Source organism: Sporolactobacillus sp. THM19-2 (assembly GCF_004153195.1).
Taxonomy (GTDB): Bacteria; Bacillota; Bacilli; order Bacillales; family Sporolactobacillaceae; genus Sporolactobacillus.
This window is the reverse complement of sequence record NZ_SEMC01000001.1, coordinates 191398-212141: the sequence shown is the minus strand read 5'-3', so window position 1 is coordinate 212141 and position 20744 is coordinate 191398. Positions and strand designations below refer to the sequence as shown.

20 protein-coding genes are annotated in these 20744 nt (G+C 48.3%); 4 read left to right on the top strand and 16 right to left on the bottom strand.

Annotated elements, in window-relative coordinates:
- Positions 1 to 6: 6 nt before the first annotated feature.
- The 12 genes from hisIE to ezrA all read right to left on the bottom strand — a co-directional run bounded on the left by hisIE (position 7) and on the right by ezrA (position 11585).
- Complete coding sequence (gene hisIE / locus EWH91_RS00930) at positions 7 to 678, bottom strand: bifunctional phosphoribosyl-AMP cyclohydrolase/phosphoribosyl-ATP diphosphatase HisIE (RefSeq protein ID WP_129928107.1); 672 nt, start codon at positions 676 to 678, stop codon at positions 7 to 9.
- Complete coding sequence (hisF, locus tag EWH91_RS00925; RefSeq protein ID WP_129928106.1) at positions 675 to 1433, bottom strand: imidazole glycerol phosphate synthase subunit HisF; 759 nt, start codon at positions 1431 to 1433, stop codon at positions 675 to 677. Before hisF ends, hisIE begins: the two co-directional genes overlap by 4 nt.
- On the bottom strand, positions 1402 to 2160 hold the full coding sequence (gene hisA / locus EWH91_RS00920) for a 1-(5-phosphoribosyl)-5-[(5-phosphoribosylamino)methylideneamino]imidazole-4-carboxamide isomerase (protein ID WP_129928105.1): 759 nt from the start codon (positions 2158 to 2160) through the stop codon (positions 1402 to 1404). The genes hisF and hisA overlap by 32 nt, the downstream gene beginning before the upstream one ends.
- Positions 2160 to 2816: an imidazole glycerol phosphate synthase subunit HisH gene (hisH, locus tag EWH91_RS00915; protein ID WP_129928104.1), complete on the bottom strand. Its 657-nt coding sequence runs from the start codon at positions 2814 to 2816 to the stop codon at positions 2160 to 2162. The genes hisA and hisH overlap by 1 nt, the downstream gene beginning before the upstream one ends.
- Positions 2813 to 3406, bottom strand: a complete 594-nt coding sequence (hisB, locus tag EWH91_RS00910) for an imidazoleglycerol-phosphate dehydratase HisB (RefSeq protein WP_129928103.1) — start codon at positions 3404 to 3406, stop codon at positions 2813 to 2815. Before hisB ends, hisH begins: the two co-directional genes overlap by 4 nt.
- On the bottom strand, positions 3399 to 4688 hold the full coding sequence (hisD, locus tag EWH91_RS00905) for a histidinol dehydrogenase (RefSeq protein WP_206184248.1): 1290 nt from the start codon (positions 4686 to 4688) through the stop codon (positions 3399 to 3401). The genes hisB and hisD overlap by 8 nt, the downstream gene beginning before the upstream one ends.
- Positions 4669 to 5319 (bottom strand): ATP phosphoribosyltransferase, encoded by a 651-nt coding sequence (gene hisG, locus EWH91_RS00900; RefSeq protein ID WP_129928101.1) that lies wholly within the window; start codon positions 5317 to 5319, stop codon positions 4669 to 4671. Before hisG ends, hisD begins: the two co-directional genes overlap by 20 nt.
- Positions 5316 to 6518 (bottom strand): ATP phosphoribosyltransferase regulatory subunit, encoded by a 1203-nt coding sequence (locus EWH91_RS00895; RefSeq protein ID WP_129928100.1) that lies wholly within the window; start codon positions 6516 to 6518, stop codon positions 5316 to 5318. The genes hisG and EWH91_RS00895 overlap by 4 nt, the downstream gene beginning before the upstream one ends.
- Positions 6519 to 7186: 668 nt before the next feature.
- Complete coding sequence (locus tag EWH91_RS00890; protein WP_129928099.1) at positions 7187 to 7369, bottom strand: alpha/beta-type small acid-soluble spore protein; 183 nt, start codon at positions 7367 to 7369, stop codon at positions 7187 to 7189.
- Positions 7370 to 7466: 97 nt separating this feature from the next.
- Entirely contained in the window at positions 7467 to 8666 is a 1200-nt protein-coding gene (gene thiI, locus EWH91_RS00885) for a tRNA uracil 4-sulfurtransferase ThiI (RefSeq protein ID WP_129928098.1), read from the bottom strand.
- Positions 8667 to 8671: 5 nt separating this feature from the next.
- On the bottom strand, positions 8672 to 9814 hold the full coding sequence (locus EWH91_RS00880; protein ID WP_129928097.1) for a cysteine desulfurase family protein: 1143 nt from the start codon (positions 9812 to 9814) through the stop codon (positions 8672 to 8674).
- A gap of 76 nt (positions 9815 to 9890) precedes the next feature.
- A complete protein-coding gene (ezrA, locus tag EWH91_RS00875; RefSeq protein ID WP_129928096.1) occupies positions 9891 to 11585 on the bottom strand; it encodes a septation ring formation regulator EzrA in 1695 nt (564 codons plus the stop codon).
- 162 nt (positions 11586 to 11747) lie between these two features.
- On the opposite strand from ezrA, the gene EWH91_RS00870 reads away from it, so the two are divergent.
- Positions 11748 to 12518, top strand: a complete 771-nt coding sequence (locus tag EWH91_RS00870; RefSeq protein WP_129928095.1) for a sulfite exporter TauE/SafE family protein — start codon at positions 11748 to 11750, stop codon at positions 12516 to 12518.
- Here the strand turns inward: EWH91_RS00870 and refZ are convergent.
- Complete coding sequence (gene refZ, locus EWH91_RS00865) at positions 12494 to 13174, bottom strand: forespore capture DNA-binding protein RefZ (RefSeq protein WP_129928094.1); 681 nt, start codon at positions 13172 to 13174, stop codon at positions 12494 to 12496. The genes EWH91_RS00870 and refZ overlap by 25 nt on opposite strands.
- 161 nt (positions 13175 to 13335) lie before the next feature.
- Between refZ and EWH91_RS00860 the strand changes: the two genes are divergently transcribed.
- From EWH91_RS00860 to EWH91_RS00850, 3 genes are all read left to right on the top strand, one after another.
- On the top strand, positions 13336 to 13785 hold the full coding sequence (locus tag EWH91_RS00860; protein ID WP_129928093.1) for a GAF domain-containing protein: 450 nt from the start codon (positions 13336 to 13338) through the stop codon (positions 13783 to 13785).
- A 279-nt stretch (positions 13786 to 14064) separates the two neighbouring features.
- Complete coding sequence (gene rpsD / locus EWH91_RS00855) at positions 14065 to 14667, top strand: 30S ribosomal protein S4 (protein WP_129928092.1); 603 nt, start codon at positions 14065 to 14067, stop codon at positions 14665 to 14667.
- A 312-nt stretch (positions 14668 to 14979) separates the two neighbouring features.
- A complete protein-coding gene (locus EWH91_RS00850) occupies positions 14980 to 17625 on the top strand; it encodes a transglycosylase domain-containing protein (RefSeq protein WP_129928091.1) in 2646 nt (881 codons plus the stop codon).
- A gap of 113 nt (positions 17626 to 17738) precedes the next feature.
- Here EWH91_RS00850 and EWH91_RS14380 read toward each other — a convergent pair whose 3' ends face one another.
- The 3 genes from EWH91_RS14380 to EWH91_RS00840 form a co-directional block, all read right to left on the bottom strand.
- Entirely contained in the window at positions 17739 to 17876 is a 138-nt protein-coding gene (locus tag EWH91_RS14380; RefSeq protein ID WP_165364201.1) for a hypothetical protein, read from the bottom strand.
- A gap of 616 nt (positions 17877 to 18492) precedes the next feature.
- Positions 18493 to 19380 carry a PfkB family carbohydrate kinase gene (locus tag EWH91_RS00845; RefSeq protein WP_240697226.1) on the bottom strand — a complete coding sequence of 296 codons (888 nt, stop codon included), beginning with the start codon at positions 19378 to 19380 and terminating at the stop codon, positions 18493 to 18495.
- Positions 19358 to 20743, bottom strand: coding sequence for a purine-cytosine permease family protein (locus EWH91_RS00840; RefSeq protein ID WP_129928089.1), 1386 nt, complete (start codon positions 20741 to 20743; stop codon positions 19358 to 19360). Before EWH91_RS00840 ends, EWH91_RS00845 begins: the two co-directional genes overlap by 23 nt.
- Position 20744: the final 1 nt, after the last annotated feature.

Genomic DNA, 20744 nt, shown 5'->3' with positions numbered 1-20744 from the left:
CTTATTTCAATCGAGTTTTTTTGCTTTTTCACGCTGAAATTCACTTTTTTCGCGGTGACGCTTCTCTAATACGTGGAGGACACGGTCAAAACCGACACCTTGTTCACGAAGCATCACCAGTGTGTGATAGATCACATCTGAAACTTCCCATTCCAGTTCAGCAGCCGAGCGATTTTTTGCCGCAATGATGACTTCAGACGTTTCTTCTCCGATTTTTTTCAGTATTTTATCAATGCCTTCATGAAACAAATAGGTTGTATATGTACCTTCCGGCCGTTCCGCTTCTCGTTCGGCGATGACATGTTCCAGTTCCGCGAGTATGCCATAGCGATCATTTCCACTCTCTGTCGCCTCTTTTTTGTCGCTTTCTTCCATTTTGAAGCAGCTGTAACTGCCAGTATGACAGGCAGGACCCGACGGAATGACCTTGACAAGCAGTGTATCCGAGTCACAGTCGCGTCCCCAGTCGATGATTTTCTGTGTATTTCCCGAGGTCTCCCCTTTGTGCCAAAGTTTCTGTCTTGACCGGCTGAAGAACCAGGTTTCTCCTGTTTCCAACGATTTTTCCAGTGATTCTTTATTCATATAAGCAAGCATCAGAATCTCTTTACTCTGGGCATCCTGCACAATAGCCGGTATCAGGCCATTTTCATTAAATGTCACATCTTCTGCTTTCATCGTATGACAACCCCTTTATCTTTTAAAAACGTCTTTACCTTGTTAATTGACGTTTCTTTATAGTGAAAAATGGAAGCGGCCAGTGCTGCATCCGCCCTGCCCTTCGCAAAAACATCATAAAAGTCAGCCGTTTTCCCTGCTCCTCCTGAAGCAATAACCGGTACATCCACCGCATCGCTGATATTACGAGTCAGGTTCAGTTCAAAGCCGTTTTTTCTGCCGTCACAGTCCATACTGGTCAACAGGATCTCACCTGCTCCAAGCGAAACAGCCGTTTTTGCCCATTCGATGGCATCAAGATCTGTCTTTCGTGTTCCGCCATGTGTATAGACCCGATACATGTCTAATTCAGGATCCCATCTGGCATCAATCGCACAGACAATGCATTGGCACCCGAAAAAATCAGCACCTGCTGTAATCAGTTCAGGGCGTGCCACCGCCGCACTGTTCAGCGACACTTTATCCGCCCCGGCCCGCAGCAGTTCCTTTATATTTTCCAGTGAATGGATCCCGCCGCCAACAGTAAACGGAATGGCGAGCCGGGCTGCAACAGCTTTGACTACATCAATCATCGTGTGGCGCTTTTCATTCGATGCCGTTATGTCCAGGAAAACCAGTTCATCTGCTCCTTCGCGGTTGTAATACATCGCCAGTTCAACGGGATCACCTGCGTCACGGAGGTGAATAAACTGTGTCCCTTTGACAACGCGCCCGTCCTTGACATCAAGACAGGGGATAATCCGTTTTGCCAGCATCTGCTGTCACCAACCTTACCACGTCCGGAATAGAAATCTGTTTCGTATAAAGCGCTTTGCCGATGATTGCTCCGCTGATTTCTCCGTTCCGTTTTTTCAGAATTTCTTTGATTTCATCAAGAGATGACACCCCTCCGGACAGAACAACCGGACGCCCGATTTCTTCTGCCAGCCGTGCAGCCCCTTCTATGTTTGCGCCCTGCATCGCACCGTCCCGGGAAATATCGGTATAAATGAAATGAGTGGCCCCGTATTCGATCAGCTTTTTTGCCAGGTCCGCCGCACGTATATCGGAAACCTGGAGCCACCCGTTAACCGCTATTTTCCCCTGTCTGACATCGAGTCCGACAGCCACCTTTCCGGGGTACTGTTTTAATGCCTGTCTGGTGAAAGCAGGATCTGAAATCGCGGAGCTGCCAAGAATCACACGGCGGATTCCATGTTCCAGGTACCAGGAAACACACGCCATAGAACGGATCCCGCCGCCTGTCTCAATATGAACCGGTACCTGTGCTGCAATCTGAGCGATCACTTCCCGATTGACCGGATGACCCGCTTTGGCACCGTCCAGGTCCACAACATGCAGCCACTTCGCCCCCTGGTTATAAAAGGAACGCGCAACGGATACAGGTGAATCATCAAAAACAGTAGACTGCTTATAATCCCCCTGAAAGAGACGGACACATTTCCCGCCCAGCAGGTCAATAGCAGGATAAACCGTAAACATCAGATTCCCTCCCGGCTGAGACGTTTCTGAGCAGAGACTGAATGCTGAACAAACTGAAGATAATTTTTCAACAAAGTCTGACCGAATGCCCCGCTTTTTTCCGGATGGAACTGGGTGCCGGAAACGAATCCGTGTCCAACGATGGCAGGAACATCCACATGATAGGACGTTACGGCAATCAGGACGGGCGCATCAGTCACCGCATAATACGAGTGTACAAAATAGGCGTAATCCTCACTCAGACCGTGAAGAAGCGGCGATTCCGGCTGCTTAAAGCTGAGTGTGTTCCACCCCATATGCGGCACTTTATAACGGAGACCCTCGTCCATTCCGCTGAAGCGCACCACTCGTCCCGGGAGCAGTCCGAGTCCTTTGTGGGTTCCGCCTTCTTCGCTCTCTTCGAAGAGAAGCTGCATGCCGAGACAGATGCCAAGAAGCGGTTTCCTCTGTGCCACATCCTGTAAGAAAGGCGTCAGCCTCTTTCGATTCAGCAGCGCCATGGCATCTTTGAATGCACCGACGCCCGGCAGGATCAGGCCGTCTGCTTCTTCCAGCTTTTGCTCATTGTCACTGATGAAAAATGGTGTGCCAATCCGTTTCAGTGCCTGGCCGAGACTGTACAAATTACCCATTCCATAATCAACTATTCCGATCATCCCAACGTTCCTTTCGTTGACAGGACCCCTTGAATCCTCGGATTTTGTCGGGTAGCCGCGTCAAGGGCGCGTCCCAGTGCCTTGAAAACAGATTCAATAATATGATGAGAATTTTCGCCATATCGAACGGTGACGTGAAGGTTCATCCGCGCTTCGGTGGCAAGCTTATCCAGAAATTCAGTCACCAGTTCTGTATCAAAAGTACCGACCTTCTGAGCAGGAATGGACCCGTGAAAGACAAAATAAGGCCGGTCACTCAGATCAATGACCACTTCAGAGAGTGACTCATCCATCGGTACAATTGCATACCCGTAACGATTTATCCCTTTTTTGTCACCGGCAGCCTGATGAATCGCTCTCCCAAGGCAGATGGCTATATCCTCGGTTGTATGATGATCGTCGACATCCGTGTCGCCAGTGGCATCTATCTTCAGGTTAAAAAGTCCATGTTTTGTAAAAAGTGTGAGCATATGTGTCAGAAACGGCACACCGGTCACCAGCTGCGAGGCGCCATCTCCATCAAGGGAAAAGCGAAGTTTGATCTGCGTTTCAAATGTATTTCTTTCAATGAAACCGGTTCGTTCAGTCATGAACTGTTGCTCCTTTCAACCGTTTTTCCACCGCCCGGGCGTGTCCTTCAAGACCTTCATACCGCGCCAGAACGGCAATAGCAGCCCCATTCCTGCGGAGCGCTTCTTCCGTATAGCGGATCAGGCTTGACCTTTTTACAAAGCTCTCAACACTCAGGGGAGAAGCGTAGCGGGCAGCGCCATTTGTCGGAATGATATGGTTGGGCCCGGCGAAATAGTCACCGACCGGTTCGGAACTGTAGTGACCAAGAAAGATCGCACCCGCATGGCGAATCCGGGGAAGCAGGGCATCAGGATCTGCTACGGCAAGCTCCAAATGCTCAGGAGCGATCTGATTCACAGCTTCGGCAGCTTTCTTCAGATCATTTACTAGAATGATTTTACCCACAGATTCAACAGCCGGTTCCGCTATTTCTTTCCGTGGCAATTCCGCAAGCTGCCGTTCAACTTCCCTGTCCACCTTTTCACCAAATTCCTGAGAGGTCGTCACAAGGACGGGCATGGACATTTTATCATGTTCCGCCTGGGAGAGCAGATCAGCTGCCACCCACTCGGGATGCGCTGTCTGATCGGCGATAACGGCGATTTCACTGGGTCCAGCCAGACTGTCAATGGCAACATCACCAAAAACCTCTTTCTTGGCCAGCATGACGTAAAGGTTTCCCGGACCGACAATTTTATCCACAGGTCGGATGGTTTCCGTTCCGTAAGCCAGTGCTGCAATAGCCTGCGCCCCGCCTGCCTGGTAAATCTCCGTTATACCAATTTCGCGTGCAGCAGCAAGGACACCATCGGCAATCAGCCCATTCTTCTGAGGAGGTGACATCAGAACCACACGCGGAACGCCGGCGACCAGTGCGGGAATCGCCCCCATCAGAACAGATGAAGGGTAGCAGGCGGTTCCTCCCGGTACATAAACACCGACAGAATCGAGCGGCGTGACTTTCTGGCCCAGTCTGACCTGGTCAGAAACGGTCTCAGTCCATGATTCCGGTTTATGCTTTTCATGGAACGCACGGATATTCCCCGCCGCCTCACGGATGGCCTGACGTACCTTTTCAGAAACTCGTGATGCCGCCTCATCCGCTTCATCAATATGAACCTGCAGATCTTTTCTGTCTACTCCATCAAATTTTCTGGTCAGTGAACGGAGCGCTTCATCGCCGTTTTCCCTGACTTCTTCGATGATGGCCTGGACAGACTTCCGTGCTTCTTCTTTTGCTTCGACTTTCCTTTTTTTCAGAAAATCAAGATGACCGTTTTTAATCCATTCCAACTTCAGTCGCCTCCGTAGCCTGAATCATTTTCTCAATAATCCTGTCTATTGTTGCTTTCTTCAGTCGATAGCTGACCGGATTCACGATCAGTCTTGAACTGATCTCTATCAGTCTGTCAAATTCCACCAGACCATTATCTCTGAGCGTTTTCCCGGTTGATACAATATCTACAATAGCATCTGCCAGACCGACAATCGGGGCGAGTTCGATCGATCCATTCAGAGCGATCAGATCAATCTGTTCCCCTCTTCTTCGATAATAATCCGAAGCAATATTCGGATATTTAGTCGCAATTTTGAGATAGGGCTGACTAGTCCGGTGACCCGGCAATCCGGCTACGGCCATGTGACATTTACTGATGCCGAGATCTACCATCTCGTACACATCACGCCCGCTTTCAAGCAGGACGTCTTTTCCCGCAATACCGATATCCGCAGCTCCGTATTCAACATAAGTCGGTACATCGACCGGTTTAGCCAGAATAAACCGGAATGGCTCAGACTTAAGATCAATGATTAATTTACGCTCCAGTTCAAAACTTTCAGGAAGATCAAATCCGGCCCTGGTCAAAAGCCGGCACGCATCCCCGAATATCCGGCCTTTCGGCATGGCTACTGTAATCAGTGAATCATTCATCGTCCCGTCTCCGTTCCTTCTGTTGATAAAAATCGTCTGATTGTCACAAATTGTTTTGAATAAGCTTCAAGGCTGCCGATCCCGTCCCTATACTGCAAAACAACGGCACGTCCCTTTTCCCGTTCCTTTGCGGCATAGCGCAGGGCTTCTTTTGCATGTTCACGGTCATAAATCACGGCTTCCTTCCGGCTTTCAACATGCAGTTTTCCTGATCCGACAGCACTCATCAGCCGGTCCATGCGAATGCCGAATCCCGTCGCAGGGGCGGGGCGCCTGAACTGGGCAAGTAATCCATCGTAGCGTCCGCCGCTTGCGACCGGAAATCCAAGACCTCCGCCGAATCCCTGAAAGACGAATCCCGTATAGTAATTCAGATGAGGGACAAGGGTAATATCCAGGTCTATGACGTCTTCAAGCTGATCAATTTTGAGCAATTCGATCAATTCAACGATATTCCGGTAGTATGAATGAACGGGGCTTGAAGAACTGTCTGCGAGTGTTTTCAGGAATTCCAGTGTCTCGCTGTTATTCATTCGTCTTGAATCGATAAACGTGTGCAGCTTGCCGGCATCTGACTGGTTCAGGTCAAGGGTATGAATCAATTTATGGAAGCCCACATCGTTCTTATTATAAAGCAGATTTCTCAGATGACCGGCAATTTCCTTATCCTTTACCATATCGTAGAAAAAAGCATTAACAAACCCGACATGTCCAATGACCAGCCGAATCGATTTCAAGCCTGTCTTCTGAAGCAAGGCGAGCATCAGCGAGATCATTTCAACATCGGCATAAGGTGTGGCGTCACCGATCAGTTCGGCACCGGCCTGCTCAAATTCGCTTGGATGGCCCCCTTCCCGCCTCTGACTGCGGTACAGAGCGGCCGTATAAGCGAGCCTCAGCGGCAGCGGTTCGTGACTTAGACTTGACGCAGCGATTCTCGCTATAGGTGTGGTCATATCCGGACGCAGAACGACAGGATGCCCTTCTGCGTCCAAAAATTTAAATAATCTGCTGTCGGCGATGGCAGATGCTCTTCCAATCGTTTCTGCATACTCGAGTGCCGGCGTCTGAATAAAGTCGTATCCCCATCTGGTCAGTTCCTCTCTGAAGACTTTCTCCAGTCTGGCAATAGCCCGCTCGGCAGACGGCAATATATCTCTCAATCCTAACGGTTTTTCAAACATATAAGGTTGTGTCATTGGGTTTCTCCTTCATGGCAGCCATCTTTTTCTGTGATTTTCTCATTACTTTAATTCACTAGTACGATAAAGTATGTAAACTGTATTTTAAAGGATTAACCCTCATCCGTCAAGGGGAATCCGTCACCAGCGGTTTATGATCCTTTTCAAAGTCGCCACAGGCCATCTCCCATCTGGCAGGGCTTTCATCTCACTTACTTGTCATAAGATGTTTTGTCCTGAGAGCAAAAAGTAAAATAAGCGGATATTTTCCGGTTAGGGGCAGAACGGAAATCTTTTCGGGGGGTATATAAGCGAAATTTTTCCGATTATGCCAGGCAAAAAGCTCCATTTCCCGTTTTCTGAGTTAATAGGCGGAATCTCTCCGTCTATTTTAGTTATTTCTAAATTGAATGACTTAAGTAAGCGAAATTTTTCCGCCTATTCATCTGATCATGCGCAAACCTGATCCCCCAACCGACAAGAGTGGACACCAGGTACTCTCCTCCCTTTCGTATTTTTCATATGGGGGTAAATTTTTGACCCTGCGACTTCAGATTTGCCCCAGTTTTGGGGGAATTCCTTATCATCCCTTCTTACACAAGGGGTTCCCCACATCGCAATGAGCTCGTCACTGTCCTGATACGACAAAAAGGGCGGCTATGCCGCCCTTCTAAAATAATCCGTCATTAAAACTTACTCCCCAGTGCAGTGGCAACCAGGCGCTTCGTAATTTCACCACCAACAGAACCATTGGCACGTGAAGTCGTATCCGGTCCAAGGTGGACACCAAACTCCGAAGCAATTTCAGTTTTCATCTGTTCGAGCGCCTGTTCAGCACCCGGAACGAGAAGTTGATTGTTTTCAGCCATGTTTCTCACCTCCTTAGCCCTTATTATGAGCGGGAGGTGATAACCTGATGCGCAGAAACATCTGGTAATTTCTGCATTTGTATCGTTCGTCTATAGATCAGAGTAAGCCGCTGAACGCATCCTCTGTTTCATCCTGAGTGATCGTCAGTGTTTCGATTCCGCCGACTGCTTCCTGTACCAGCTGATCCACTCCAAGGTATTTTTCAAAACGGGCCGCATGGATCCGGTCCGGACGTGTTTTTGGTGCTTTCGGAAGAAAAAGGGTACAGCAGTCTTCATAGGGACGGATCGATATGTCATAAGTATCAATTTGTTTCGCGATCCGGGCAATATCAATCTTATCCATCGCTATGAGCGGCCTGAGGACAGGCAATGCAGTCACCTGATTAATGGTGTTCATACTCTCCAGTGTCTGACTTGCCACCTGACCCAGGCTTTCCCCTGTCGAAAGAGCCAGACAGCCGAAGCGGTCTGCTGCCTTTTCAGCAATACGGAACATCATCCGGCGCATAATGGTAATCCGGTAATCCTCGGGAACCGTGTCCCGGATTGCGATCTGGGCATGAGTAAAAGGCACAAGATGCAGTCTGAATGTGCCTCCAAAAGACTGGATTTTCTTCGACAGATCGATAACCTTCTGTTTCGCACGGTCGCTTGTGTAAGGCGGGCTCTGAAAATAGATGGCTTCAATGGATGCACCGCGTCTGGCAAGCAGATATCCGGCAACAGGACTGTCAATACCTCCTGAGAGCAGCAGCAGCACTTTCCCGCTGGTGCCGACCGGCAGACCGCCGGCACCTTCATACTCATGTCCGTAAATCCGTGTTTCATGATACCCGACTTCAACTCTCAGTGTCAGATCCGGATGATGTACATCAACGGTCATCCTGTCGCAATTTTTTAATACGAAAGAGCCAAGCTCCTGGTTCAGCTCACTGCCATGAATTGGAAATCTTTTATCCTTTCTCCGTGCAGCAATCTTAAATGTACGCGCTGATGTCTCCTCATTTGCTATCCGAAGTACACCCTTTTTCATTGCTTCCAGATTATTATCTACTTTAATAGCTGAAGATATGTTCTGGATTCCGAAAATTTTCTGAAGGATCGGCAGGATCCGTCCGGCATCCTCACCATTCAATTGTATTTCTATATCATCAAAATGCCTTTTAATATCCGCTTTCGGGAAACGGCTCAATTTATCCCGTACATCATCTTCAAGCCTGAGAACAAATCTTTTCTTATTTTTCCCTTTTAAAGCAATCTCCCCAAATCGGATAATTAAAAAATCGTAAATCACGTCTTTCACCTCATTACCATTTTCAATCTGTCTGCCGCATCAGACAGTACATTTAAAAAAGTACTGATCTGCTCAGCGGTATTTTCAAATGCTGTACTGATCCGGATGGCCTGCCCGGCTTCCGTTTCAGGAACACCCATGGCAAGAAGAATACCGCTTGCTCCGCTGTCCTTTGAAGAGCATGCAGATTTCGTGGAGACATAGATTCCTTTTTCCTCAAGCGCATGGACCAGGACTTCGGACTTGATTCCCTTCAATGACACATTTATGATGCTCGGGGCTGCTCCTGACACAGGCGTGTGGATCACAGCATCCGGAATCTGAGAAAGTCCCTTGCGAAGCTGCTTTTGCAGCGCCTGAAGATGACGGATTCCTTCCGGTTCTTTTTCAATGGTCATGCGCAGTGCACGAACCATACCACATATCCCCGGGAGATTCTCGGTACCGGACCGGCGTTCGCCTTCCTGACCCCCTCCGGAGAGCAGTGGAGACAGTAAGGTGCCCTTCCTGACAAAAAGGATACCGGTCCCTTCAGGACCATGAAATTTATGGCCGGATATCGTGCACAAGTCAATCCCGCTGTTTTTTAACTGCAGCGGAACCTTGGAAAAGCCCTGTACATGATCTACATGAAAGAGCGTTGTCGGTTTGTTTTTGAGGATCTCAGCGATCTCCCTGACCGGCTGTATGGTACCCACTTCGTTATTCACATGCATGATCGAAACAAGAATGGTATCTTTCCGGTATGCCTTTTTAAAGTCATCAACGGACACCCGGCAGTTACGGTCTACCGGCAGATAAGTCACGTCAAAACCAAGTTTTTCAAGTTGTCTGAATGCATTAAGCGATGATGCATGTTCGACAGCCGTTGTGATCAGGTGTTTTCCGCGGGATCGATAGGCAAACGCTGCACCTTTTATCGCCAGATTATTTCCTTCCGTTCCTCCCGACGTAAAAACAATCTCATCCGGAGAAACGCCGAGAAGCGATGCCGCCTGGTCACGTGACCGGGTAAGCAGCGCTTCGCTTTTTCCTCCAAGCGAATGGATGGAAGAAGGGTTGGCAAAAAATTGTTCAGAGACGGTCAGATACGTTTTCATTGCTTCAGTATAAGGCTTTGTTGTTGCACTATTATCAAGATAAATCATGGATTAACGTATAACTCCTTTCAGAAAATGTGAAGATAGACCGGGCAGGATCCAACGTTCACATGAACATCGGGGATCATGCCTGATGCTGCTGGTACAGGTTAACTCTTTTCAGGATCTTCGGTTCCTTTTTCTCAATGGCTCGAACGGCTGTCTCTGCCGAAGCCTGATAGTCATAGTTTCTGAACAGCTGTTCAGCTGTCTGAAGCTTCCCGTCGATTTCCGGATCATCCGTGCGGTATCTGTTCCCGTAGCGAATCATCTCTTCAGCAAATGCCGCTGTTTCAACAATGGTCTTTGCCTGACTGTGAACGTCATCCGCTTTTGCCTTTGCGGCGTCAAGTGCCTCTTGTACCTCAGTCATATTAAGCGGTTTATCATCAAGATGGCCGCCCGCCGACTTGAGCTGCTGCTCTGCCTCGCTCAGCACATGACTAAAGGACTCCGGGACTCCGGGGATATTGCTTTTTAACAGCATTTGTCTGGCTTCAAAAAGGATGTGCCTGAGTTCATGAATGGATTGTCTTGCCGCGAGTTCATCTTTCCTGAGCGCTTTAATCTTCTTGCTGTAGCTGTCAGCCAGTGAATCGATCTCACCGATATCGGCACCGATTTTTTTCAGTTTTTCCAGCACCGTACTGAAAGCTTCCGAATGATTTTTAATCATTTCGCCCGTTTCAGCATAGGTTTTTTCCAGTTTATAATAACTCTTGCTGATTTCCCGCTGAACTTTGATATCGTCCGTATCAATATGGTAACTGTCCCGGACCATCTCAGTTTCTTCATTCAGTTCATTAATTTTCCGGCCGGCTGAATCCAGTCTTGCCTCGATCTTCGGTGCCACTTCCCTGATTTCCTGTCTGCTCAGGGCTTCTTTTTCCAGCTGATTATAAAGCCAGTCAAGCTGATCGTGTATTCCCTGCAGACCCTCTGAAGCTTCAGTCAGCTCCAGACGGCCGACAGAGGCCTCAACGACATGAAGCTGGCGCTCCGCTTCTTCAAGCTGCGTACCGATCTGCAGGTGCTGCAAGGCATAGCCTTCCTCCACCATTTCCTCGCTTCCCTGCCGCAGTTCGCGGATCTGGTCAGGTATGGAATGACCGATATCTTCATATAAAGCCGGAACCTGATCTATTTTTTCCTGCACGTCATCAATGCCCGTTTTTACGCCAAGCAGGATCCTTCGTGCTTCTATATAATTACCCGATGCGGTTTGCTCACCATACTTGCTGTATTGTTCATCGATGGCTTTTACCGACTTCTCCAGCAGCGGCAGCGCTTTTCGAAACTGGCTTCGCCTTGTGATCATCAGCTTTTTGATCTGGTGATATGACTCTTTAACAGGTGTAACGTCCTTCCTGTTCTTGCTCTCGCTGTCGACAACAGCATTCAATTCCTTCAGGATTCCGTCAATCTCAGCTTCAATGGTATCCATTTGTTTCTGAAGCTGACCGACAAGAGCCTGTGCTGCTTTAAAGCGATATTTATCTGTAAGCCCTTCAGCCTTAAAAAGAGACTCTCCGACAGCTGGAAGTTCTCGTGTTACAATATCATCCCATCCGGAGCGCCATTTTTCAAATTTTTTTTCTGTATCTCCGACCATCCTGAGTTGTTTGACTTTAGCCAGTTCCTTTGCCACCGGCCGGTTCATCATATCCACACGACGCGTCTCCGCCTGATCAATCCGGCCATACGTTTTTTTTCTCATCCACGCGCCGTATGAGATGACAAAAACAATGATCAGGATCAGGCCGATCACCACATAGAGCATACGGAATTTCCCCCATTCTCGCATGTAACACGTACTTTCAATTATTCTCTATTGTATCAAAAAAAGACACATAAAGATAAAAAAAGCGACAATACGATCAATTTTATTTTATACTTATATTCACAGAAACGAAATGACATCAAACGAGTGGGATGATACACTGTGGATGAAATCTGGATATACATCTTTCTGATCGTTGCAGGATTTGGATCGGGGTTTATCGACTCGGTAGTTGGCGGGGGCGGCGTGATTTCAACGCCGGCATTGCTGTCAATCGGTCTGCCCCCTCAAATAGCGCTGGGGACAAATAAACTCGCCAGTTCCATGGGATCTCTGACCAGTACGCTGACCTTTCTCCGATCGGGAAAAGTGAATCTTCGTCTGACGGCAAAATTATTTCCCCTGTCTTTTACAGGATCAGCCTTCGGCGTGTTTCTCGTTCATTTTCTCCCTTCGCAGCTTCTGCGCCCTTTGATTCTAATTCTGCTGGTCGCTGTCACGATATATACCCTGTTACGGAAAAAATGGGGGGCAGCCAGCCATTTCCGGGGACTGACAGGCAAGACGTGCATGTGGTTTCTCCCGCTGGTACTCGCCATTGGATTTTATGACGGTTTCCTCGGTGCCGGTACCGGATCCTTTCTGATTTTTTCATTTCTCATGCTTGGTTTCGATTTCATCCATTCTGCAGGAAATGCCAAAGTACTGAACTTCGGCAGCAACATTGCAGCTCTGATCACCTTTGCTGCTCTCGGCTATGTCAATTATCGCATGGGGGCCATTATGGCCGCAGCCCTGATCGCAGGTTCCTGGTGCGGAGCAAAAGTTGCCATAAAAAGCGGATCATCCTATGTAAGGATCCTGTTTCTTGCGGTTACGACATTACTTATCGGGAAAAATATCGTGGATTATCTCACCTGGCTCACCCGCTGACGTCGCTTAAAACGGCGGTTTTCCTCCAGCAACCGGTCTGCCCATCCGGCAATATAGCGTAAATAACCGGGTCGAAATGAAGACTCGCTCGGTTTCATGTAATACACTTTTCTGAGCAACTGCGGCTGCAGAAACGGCATAATAATCAGGTCACGGAACTGCAGAAGGGTAAAATCCGCCTGAAGCGGATCTTTACCAAATCCGGGCACTGCCTTTTCTAATAATTGAGTAAGCAGAAACTTTTCCTTCATCAGATAGCTGGCCATAAGTTCTCTGACCAGCTGATTATCAAGGGTCATCTCCCGGTGAACAAAGCGGGACAGATAAAAATATTTTTGCTGATAGGTGATCAGCGCATCGGCAACCGTGACGATCAGGTCCTCAGCCTGCCCATTCGGCTGAATGTTATCCTGTTTTGCGGCGTTCTCCAGACAGTCGAGATATCCTTCAAAAAAAGAGGACATAAGATGTTCCAGAAGGCCCTGCTTACCTCCGAAATAATAGGAGACCAGAGCAATATTTACACGTGCATCTGCGGCTATAGCCCGCACAGATGTCCCGTCGTATCCGCTCATATTAAATAATTTTAATGCAGAATGAATGACTGCCTCTTTTGATGTCCGGCCGCCTTCAGGTAAAATACTTTTTCCCGGCATGTGCATCGTCCCTTCCCGCCTGAGAAATGTTACTCCCTTAATAATAAACTTTCTCCATTCACCACGTCTATCCTGCTCATACTGTTCGACAATCCGGCTGAAACTTTCGCCATGATCTGATAAAATGGGTGTACTATAGCAGAAAGCTGAGGGGAAATATAATGAATTCTGTCAGTAACAATAGAATTCAGGTGCTCGAGTCCCTGATAAAAAATGAAACGGATCAAACGGCAAATCTTGCCAACTGCTCTGCCTGGCTAAACGAGAGTTTTGAGCAGATCAACTGGGCAGGCTTCTATCTGTTTAAAGATGGAGAGCTGGTCCTTGGTCCTTTTCAGGGAAAACCGGCCTGTATACGAATCCAGCCAGGTAAAGGCGTTTGCGGTACAGCTGCAGCAAAGCGGGAAATCATACGTGTCGCCGATGTCCATAAATTTCCCGGACATATTGCCTGCGATGCCGTATCCCGCTCAGAAATTGTAGTACCACTGATTAAAGAAGACGAACTAATCGGCGTTATCGATATTGACAGCCCGAATCTTAACCGGTTCTCTGATGAAGATCAGCAATTTCTTGAAGCGGTGGCCGAAACGCTCGTCCGCTACATCTGATTCACAGGTATCCGCCATCATTTCTTGACTTTCGGAATACAATTGAGTTATAATACCTCTCGTGTAAAATGAGGCAGTTACGGAAAGCGGTCAGAGTTCTTTTTATTTTGTTCCTCCCATATAGCGGAGGTGCACTGTGTAACCTAGGCTGCCTGGGCGAATGTGCAAGATGGCAAAATAGCTCTGTCAGTGCTTCCGGAGGTGTCATTTTATACCGTCGGGATCCGGTGACCGTCACGATCCGGAACCCAATAAAATGACAAAGGAGGAGTCAATTCAATGGCTCGATATACTGGTCCGGTCTGGAAAAAGTCACGCCGACTGGGCATTTCACTCAGCGGTACAGGCAAAGAACTCGAAAGGCGTCCGTATGCACCCGGGGAACACGGTCCTTCTCAGCGCGTGAAACTTTCAGAATACGGACTTCAGCAGAAGGAAAAGCAGAAACTGCGTTTTATGTACGGTCTCAATGAACGGCAGTTCCATCGTGTATTCAACGACGCAGCAAAGATGAAGGGTGTTCATGGCGAAAACTTCATGATTCTGCTTGAATCCCGGCTGGACAATCTGGTTTATCGCCTGGGACTCGCGCGTACGCGCAGACAGTCACGTCAGCTTGTCAATCACGGGCACATCACAGTAAATGGACATCGCGTCGATATCCCTTCCTATCGTGTAAAGCCCGGTGATACGATCGGCGTCCGGGAAAAATCCCGTAATCTTACTGTCATCAAGGATGCTCTGGAAACGAATAACTTTGTTCCTGAATATCTGTCCTTTGGCGAAAAGAATCTGGAAGGCACCTATACCCGTCTTCCGGAGCGCTCAGAACTCCCGGCTGAAATTACTGAAGCCATGATCGTCGAATTCTATTCCAGATAATGTGTCTGTCCTGCTTCCGTCCGGATCACTCCGGTCGGGAGCTTTATTTTTTTATCTCGCATGAACGGACAGCCTCCCTTCAGGGGAGGGTAACGAACAGGACCATCCGGGGAATAACTGCCCGCAGCACCCAATGGATTCCACTCACAATCAGTAGAGGATGAAGAAACCCCCCACTGATTAACGTTTCACTTTATCTGAATTTCGCCTGTTTTCCTGTTTCCTTGATTTTCCTTTTCAACTCCCCTGTTTTAGGCTAATATATAAGAAGCTTTCATCATATTTATGAATCATTCCAGAAGGAGAGACAGTATGCGCTTCAAACTCAAAAGATTTTCCCGCTACTTTGACCGGCTCGCAGAAATATGGTCAACAAACCGCGTCATACAAACGCTGGAATCGATCAGGAGCGTCATTTGGCACTCCTTTCTCATGACATTAAGTCTGGCCATTATTGGCTGTTTCTTTGCTGCCGGTACGGTTTCCGGTTATTTTGCAAAAGTTGTCCATAACCAGGCGTTACCCAGCTATGATACGATGCAGCAGAAAATCAGTAATTACAGTGAAAGCAGCATCGCTTATTTCGCGGGAAATATTCCAATCGGAAAACTGAACAGTGATCTGGTACGAACGAAAACGGATCTCCAGGACATTTCCCCAAATCTGATTCACGCTGTCATTGCAACTGAAGATGAACTGTTTTATCAGCATCATGGCGTGGTCCCGCGGGCTGTGATACGGGCAAGCACCGAGGAACTGCTGAATCAGCCTCAGGTGACCGGCGGCAGTTCCATTACACAGCAGCTTGTAAAAAATCAAATGCTCACCAATGAAGTTTCTATTGACAGAAAATTCAAAGAAATATTATTAGCCCTGCGTCTGGAAAAGTTCTTTTCCAAGGACGAAATTCTGAATGCTTACCTGAATATGGCCCCTTTCGGACGGGACGCTTCCGGAAAAAATATCGCAGGCGTGGCGGCAGCATCTGAAGGAATCTTCAATGTTAAAGCCGACAGACTGAACATCCCTCAGGCTGCATTTGTTGCCGGTCTGCCGAAGAACCCGTTTACTTATTCGCCGTTTCTGAATCAGGGCGGATTAAAAAAAGATCTTTCTGCCGGGATCAACCGGGCGCACACCGTTCTGAGGCGGATGCATTCAGAAGGTTATATTGACAGTAAACAGCTGAAATCAGCACTGGCTTATGACTACAGGAAGCACTTTGCACAACCGGCTAAATCTGTTTATACCGATTACCCTTATCTCTCCAAAGAAGTTGAGCATCGGGCCGCAGTGATCCTTGCCAAAAAGTCTGCACAACAACAGGGTTACAGTGGCAGCACGCTCTATCAGGACTATTTAAACTATGAAAGGATCACATATGAAAAAAACCACGTGACAGGCTACACTCGCCTTTCACTGCAGGAGATCGCAAAGAAAGACGGGCTGGATTACGAAACCGTTGAAAACCACTATAAGCTGTTCACTGAAATGCTGGATAATGCCGGAAAACAGCTTGGAAACGGCGGATTCAGAATATCCACCACCATCAATAAACCAATCTATGACGGCATGCAGGCTATAGCCCGCGGTTATTCTCGTTACGGTCCTGAAAAGTATGCCCGCAAACCCAATGGAGAAATCATCACCGTCAGGAACGCTAAAACAGGTAAGGATGAAAAGGTCACGGATCCCATGCAGGTCGGATCCATCATGATTGATAATAAAACCGGTAAGATCATCAGTTTCGTCGGAGGACGTGATTTTGGCACATCCCAGTATAACTTTGCAACGAGCGTTACCCGTCAGAACGGCTCAACAATGAAGCCCCTGCTGGTCTACGCGCCGGCCATGGAAATGGGACTGATCCAGCCCGGGTCTGTGGTTGCCGATCTTCCCTATAGAAGGACCATTAATGGAAAGATTTACGCACCGACAGATTATGGCTCGACGTCAACAAGCAGCGTTTTTCACGGGTTCGAAACGGCCAGAAAGGCTCTGGCAGCTTCTCACAACGTACCAGCCGTAAGTGTATTCACCCGCCTCAGCAAGGCTACGGACAAGGCCCCTGATTTTCTGAAAAAAATGGGCGTGACATCACTGGTCGGTACAGACGGGCACAATGTTTCTGCAGCTCTGGGCGGGATCACACGGGGGCTGACTGTTGAAGAAAACACGAATGCCTATACAACCTTTGCCAATAACGGACAGTTCATCGATGCCTATATGATTGACAAAATCACAGACGCGTCGGGGAAAGTCATCTATCAACACGAGTCAAAGCCGGTCCGGGTTTTCTCTGAACAGACCAATTACCTCATGCTTGATATGATGCGCGATGTCTTTAAATACGGAACCGGTGCCCGAATGCCGGGTGGACTGGAATTTACAGCGGACTGGGCCGGGAAAACAGGAACATCGCAGAACTGGCGTGACTCCTGGCTGGTTGCCTCTAACCCGAATATTACATTGGGAGTATGGAACGGTTATGCACATAATCAGCAATTAAACCGCTACACCTATTCCGATCAGACCCGGTCCCTGTTTACCGGATTTGCCAACAGCGCTTACCATGTGGATCCGGATCTCATGGCACCGAAAGAAAAATTCAGTCAGCCCGGAGGAGTCGTCCGGGCGACAGCATGTGGCCTGACCGGTCAGAAACCAACGGGCCTGTGCCAGGCTGCGGGCTTTGTCACGACTGATCTTATGAATAAAAAATACCTGCCTGCAGAAGATGTTGAACCACTGATACCGGCAAATGCTCCTCAGCCAAAACCAGACGAGCAACAGGAAGGCAAGGAGGAAGGGCAAAAACAGGAGGAGAAGGATCAGAAAGAAACAAATCCGGAAAAAGGGAATGTATTCAGAATCAAACCGGAAATCATGAGTGACCGGTTCCCTTACACTGATTTGAAATCAGCCAATCCGAAATTGCTGGGGAAAATTCGGCCATAGATCAGGCACCGACCCATCGAACTGGAAAAAATCTTTGATTTTCTTTCTCTCATATTACCGTGCTTACGGTTTCCGTATACGGTAATTCCTTTCATTTATATACTTACAGACGCTCATCCTGCCAGATCCTGTTTTTCAAGGTTCCGGCAGGATGAGCGTTTATCTACCAGCAGCTCGAGTGAGGCAAGCACGGTAGCACGGTGCTGCGCACCGGCTGTTTCGGGCCCGTAGCAGGCCCGAAACCGTGTCAATCAAGGGTCAGGTCACCTGTCCCGCGGCTGCTACCTTTGATTTGACAACCGTTTGCCCGGTGTATGATACCATTGGAATTTTTACCCGGGAAACATCCTCAATCACTTACGATACGGTTCACCGTAACGCAGCAAAATGAGGTTCTCCTGTATTTTTTCAACAATTAACCCACCTTGCAAGGGCTTTCACCCCATTTACTTGTAAATAAGGTGTTTTGTCCTTAATGGAGTCACGAGCATAAAGTAAAATAAGCGGAGATTTTTCGGTTAGAAGCAGAGCGGCACACTTTTCAGAGGAGAAGTAAGCGGAGATTTTCCGATTATGCCAGGGGAAAAGCTCCATTTTCCCTTTTTTTGATTCAATAGACGGGATCTCTCCGTCTATTTTAATTGTTTTTCATTTCATTTTACTAAGTAAGCGGAATTTTTCCGTCTATTCATCTGATGCTGTGCTTAGCCGGATCCCCCCCGATAAGAGCGGATCCCAGGTCACCTCCCTGGTTTACTTTTGTCATTTTTTTAATCCACCCTTATTTTTCATACTGGGGAAAATTGTCCCTGATTTTTGACCATACGACTTCAGATTTGCCATAAAATAATTTCAGAACCTACATCATCACGCGCCACCATGCTTTCCTGCGACTTTCGCGGCAACCCCATTGGCAAACCGTGCCGCTTCGCGAGTACCGCTGCCTGCTGACAATGCACAGATCAATCCGGCGCAATGGGCGTCTCCGGCTCCGATCGTATCTGCGACGTTAACCTTATTGCCGGGAACAAACCCTTTATCCTTACTGTCCCGAAAATAGCAGCCCTTATCGCCAAGTGTAATCACTACCGGATTGTGTGTCCGGGCATACAGGGTTTCTGCGGCATTTTCGACGGAATCTGCCGACGGTGCCAATGCATTCATTTCATCCCGATTGCAGTGGATCAACGTTCCGGGAGCCATTATCTCATCCAGGAGCTCGCGGTCAATGTACGAAACTCTCGGACTTGCATCAAAAAGCAACCTGCTGTCGGGTTTCCTTTTCTTTAATGCTTCCAGAATCACCGGGCCGGAATCCCCTTCCAACTCGTAGCCCGACACATAGATGTAATCATAAATTTCAACATCAATCTGATCGAACCATGAAGCCTTCCATTGCTTTTCAATCCCCGGAATCGTCAGGAAGGTCCGTTCACCCGATTTCTCGATAAATGATACATCCCACCCATTGTCTCCGGAATCCTCTTCAATCGTTTTCTCAATGCCATGCTTTGCAAAGTCGGCTTTAATGATATCCGCGTACAGGCCCTTCCCGATCGGGGCAAGTAGCACATGGCCGCCGCCAAGGGCACTCATCACCCGACTGACGTTATAGGCACACCCACCGACAGCGATTTTCTGCAGATCGCCTGTTGCATCCTCGCCCGTTCTCGGCAAGTTGTCCACTTTGACAAGAATATCGAGGACAGCGGCTCCGATGATTAACGTCTGTTTATTGGCTTTCATTTTTTCCATGATCAAAATCTTTTTCTCCTTTGCCGTTTATGAGCCAAAGGCAGACTGCAGCAACGACGCCGCTGAGCAGAACACCAAGGCTGTTATCTCTGAATATCCCACGGGCAAAGGGACCGGTAAACAGCGCGTTGTTCGTAAACAGGAAACCGACGATAACGGCGACCAGCCAGGAAACGATTGCACGCCAATTGACCCGACGACCGGTCTCTGGAACGAGCAGAGACACACGATATCCTTTCCCGTTTTGACGGTTAAGCACGCTGTCCGTCAGAAACACAGCCACCCAGGCCACTAAACAGATCCCAAGCAAACCGAGAAACAATTGAAAATTAGCTAAGAAACGTCCGCTGATAAATAACACAAACACCGGAATCAGGACGACGATCAGGCCATGAACGACGAGTGAAGTCCTTTGCGAGACATGGATTCCTAATGTCAATAAATTGATCCGCGCCGATCGAAGACTGATGATGCACTGAGGAATCAGACCGCCTGCCGCCACGAGAAAATAAATCACAGCGATCCAGGACGGGAGCATCCGGTACATGACTTCAAATGGATTATCCGCTGAGGCAAGTCCTGGTTCTGCTGTGCTGAGCAGTACACCGGCAACCATCAGGAGAAACAGTGGAACCGCGCCGCCCAGTGTCGTGTTCCAGAACGTACTGTGCGGCGAAGTCTCCGGTTTAACATAAGCTCCCCAGTCGGCGGCGTTCATCGACCAGCTGATGCCCGAACCGGCGGCGACAATCGAAACAGCGGGTAAAAATCCACCCATCCAGCTGCCTGATTCCATCGTCCATACTTCGTTCCATTGTGTCTTCATAACAAGTAAGATGAGGATAAACAAAGTCAGTATGCCGAAAAGATAAGAAAGAAAGGTCTGGATCGTTGCGATGACACGTTCTTTTACCAGTCCGGACAGAAGAACACAGGCTGAAAACACAGCCAGTGCGACCGCTGTAGAAAACGGGGCCCGGGGTATATGCAGCACGTCAAACAAGGCGACAAGCAGCAGCGTCCCGGTGACGATATTAATGGCGAGCCAGCCGACCATGTTGATCCACGCGACACCATTGGGAATTTTGTTTCCCTCCAAACCGAAAGCGGCACGGGACATTTTGAACGTCGTAATTCCCGCCTTATCACCAATCACAGCGACCCAGCCAACGATGAGAAAAGACAGCGCGCCGACAAGTGATGCAAGCACAGCCTGTAAGAAACTCAGGCGATAGCTGACGACCATCGCACCGAAAACAATGCCCATAATGCCGATATTTGCAGCGAACCAGTTGAAAAATAAATCACGCCCGCTGATCGTCCTGTCCTTTTCAGGAACTAAAATTTCTTCATCGTTGTTCATT

Coding starts and splice junctions, on each gene's coding strand:
- EWH91_RS00895 (WP_129928100.1), bottom strand. CDS start 6,518: ATGACACAACCTTATATGTTTGAAAAACCGTTAGGATTGAGAGATATA.
- hisA (WP_129928105.1), bottom strand. CDS start 2,160: ATGTTTACGGTTTATCCTGCTATTGACCTGCTGGGCGGGAAATGTGTC.
- refZ (WP_129928094.1), bottom strand. CDS start 13,174: ATGCCGGGAAAAAGTATTTTACCTGAAGGCGGCCGGACATCAAAAGAG.
- hisH (WP_129928104.1), bottom strand. CDS start 2,816: ATGATCGGAATAGTTGATTATGGAATGGGTAATTTGTACAGTCTCGGC.
- ezrA (WP_129928096.1), bottom strand. CDS start 11,585: ATGCTCTATGTGGTGATCGGCCTGATCCTGATCATTGTTTTTGTCATC.
- EWH91_RS00845 (WP_240697226.1), bottom strand. CDS start 19,380: ATGGAAAAAATGAAAGCCAATAAACAGACGTTAATCATCGGAGCCGCT.
- hisF (WP_129928106.1), bottom strand. CDS start 1,433: ATGCTGGCAAAACGGATTATCCCCTGTCTTGATGTCAAGGACGGGCGC.
- EWH91_RS00860 (WP_129928093.1), top strand. CDS start 13,336: ATGAATTCTGTCAGTAACAATAGAATTCAGGTGCTCGAGTCCCTGATA.
- EWH91_RS00880 (WP_129928097.1), bottom strand. CDS start 9,814: ATGATTTATCTTGATAATAGTGCAACAACAAAGCCTTATACTGAAGCA.
- EWH91_RS00840 (WP_129928089.1), bottom strand. CDS start 20,743: ATGAACAACGATGAAGAAATTTTAGTTCCTGAAAAGGACAGGACGATC.
- EWH91_RS00850 (WP_129928091.1), top strand. CDS start 14,980: ATGCGCTTCAAACTCAAAAGATTTTCCCGCTACTTTGACCGGCTCGCA.
- hisG (WP_129928101.1), bottom strand. CDS start 5,319: ATGAATGATTCACTGATTACAGTAGCCATGCCGAAAGGCCGGATATTC.
- rpsD (WP_129928092.1), top strand. CDS start 14,065: ATGGCTCGATATACTGGTCCGGTCTGGAAAAAGTCACGCCGACTGGGC.
- hisB (WP_129928103.1), bottom strand. CDS start 3,406: ATGACTGAACGAACCGGTTTCATTGAAAGAAATACATTTGAAACGCAG.
- EWH91_RS00890 (WP_129928099.1), bottom strand. CDS start 7,369: ATGGCTGAAAACAATCAACTTCTCGTTCCGGGTGCTGAACAGGCGCTC.
- hisIE (WP_129928107.1), bottom strand. CDS start 678: ATGAAAGCAGAAGATGTGACATTTAATGAAAATGGCCTGATACCGGCT.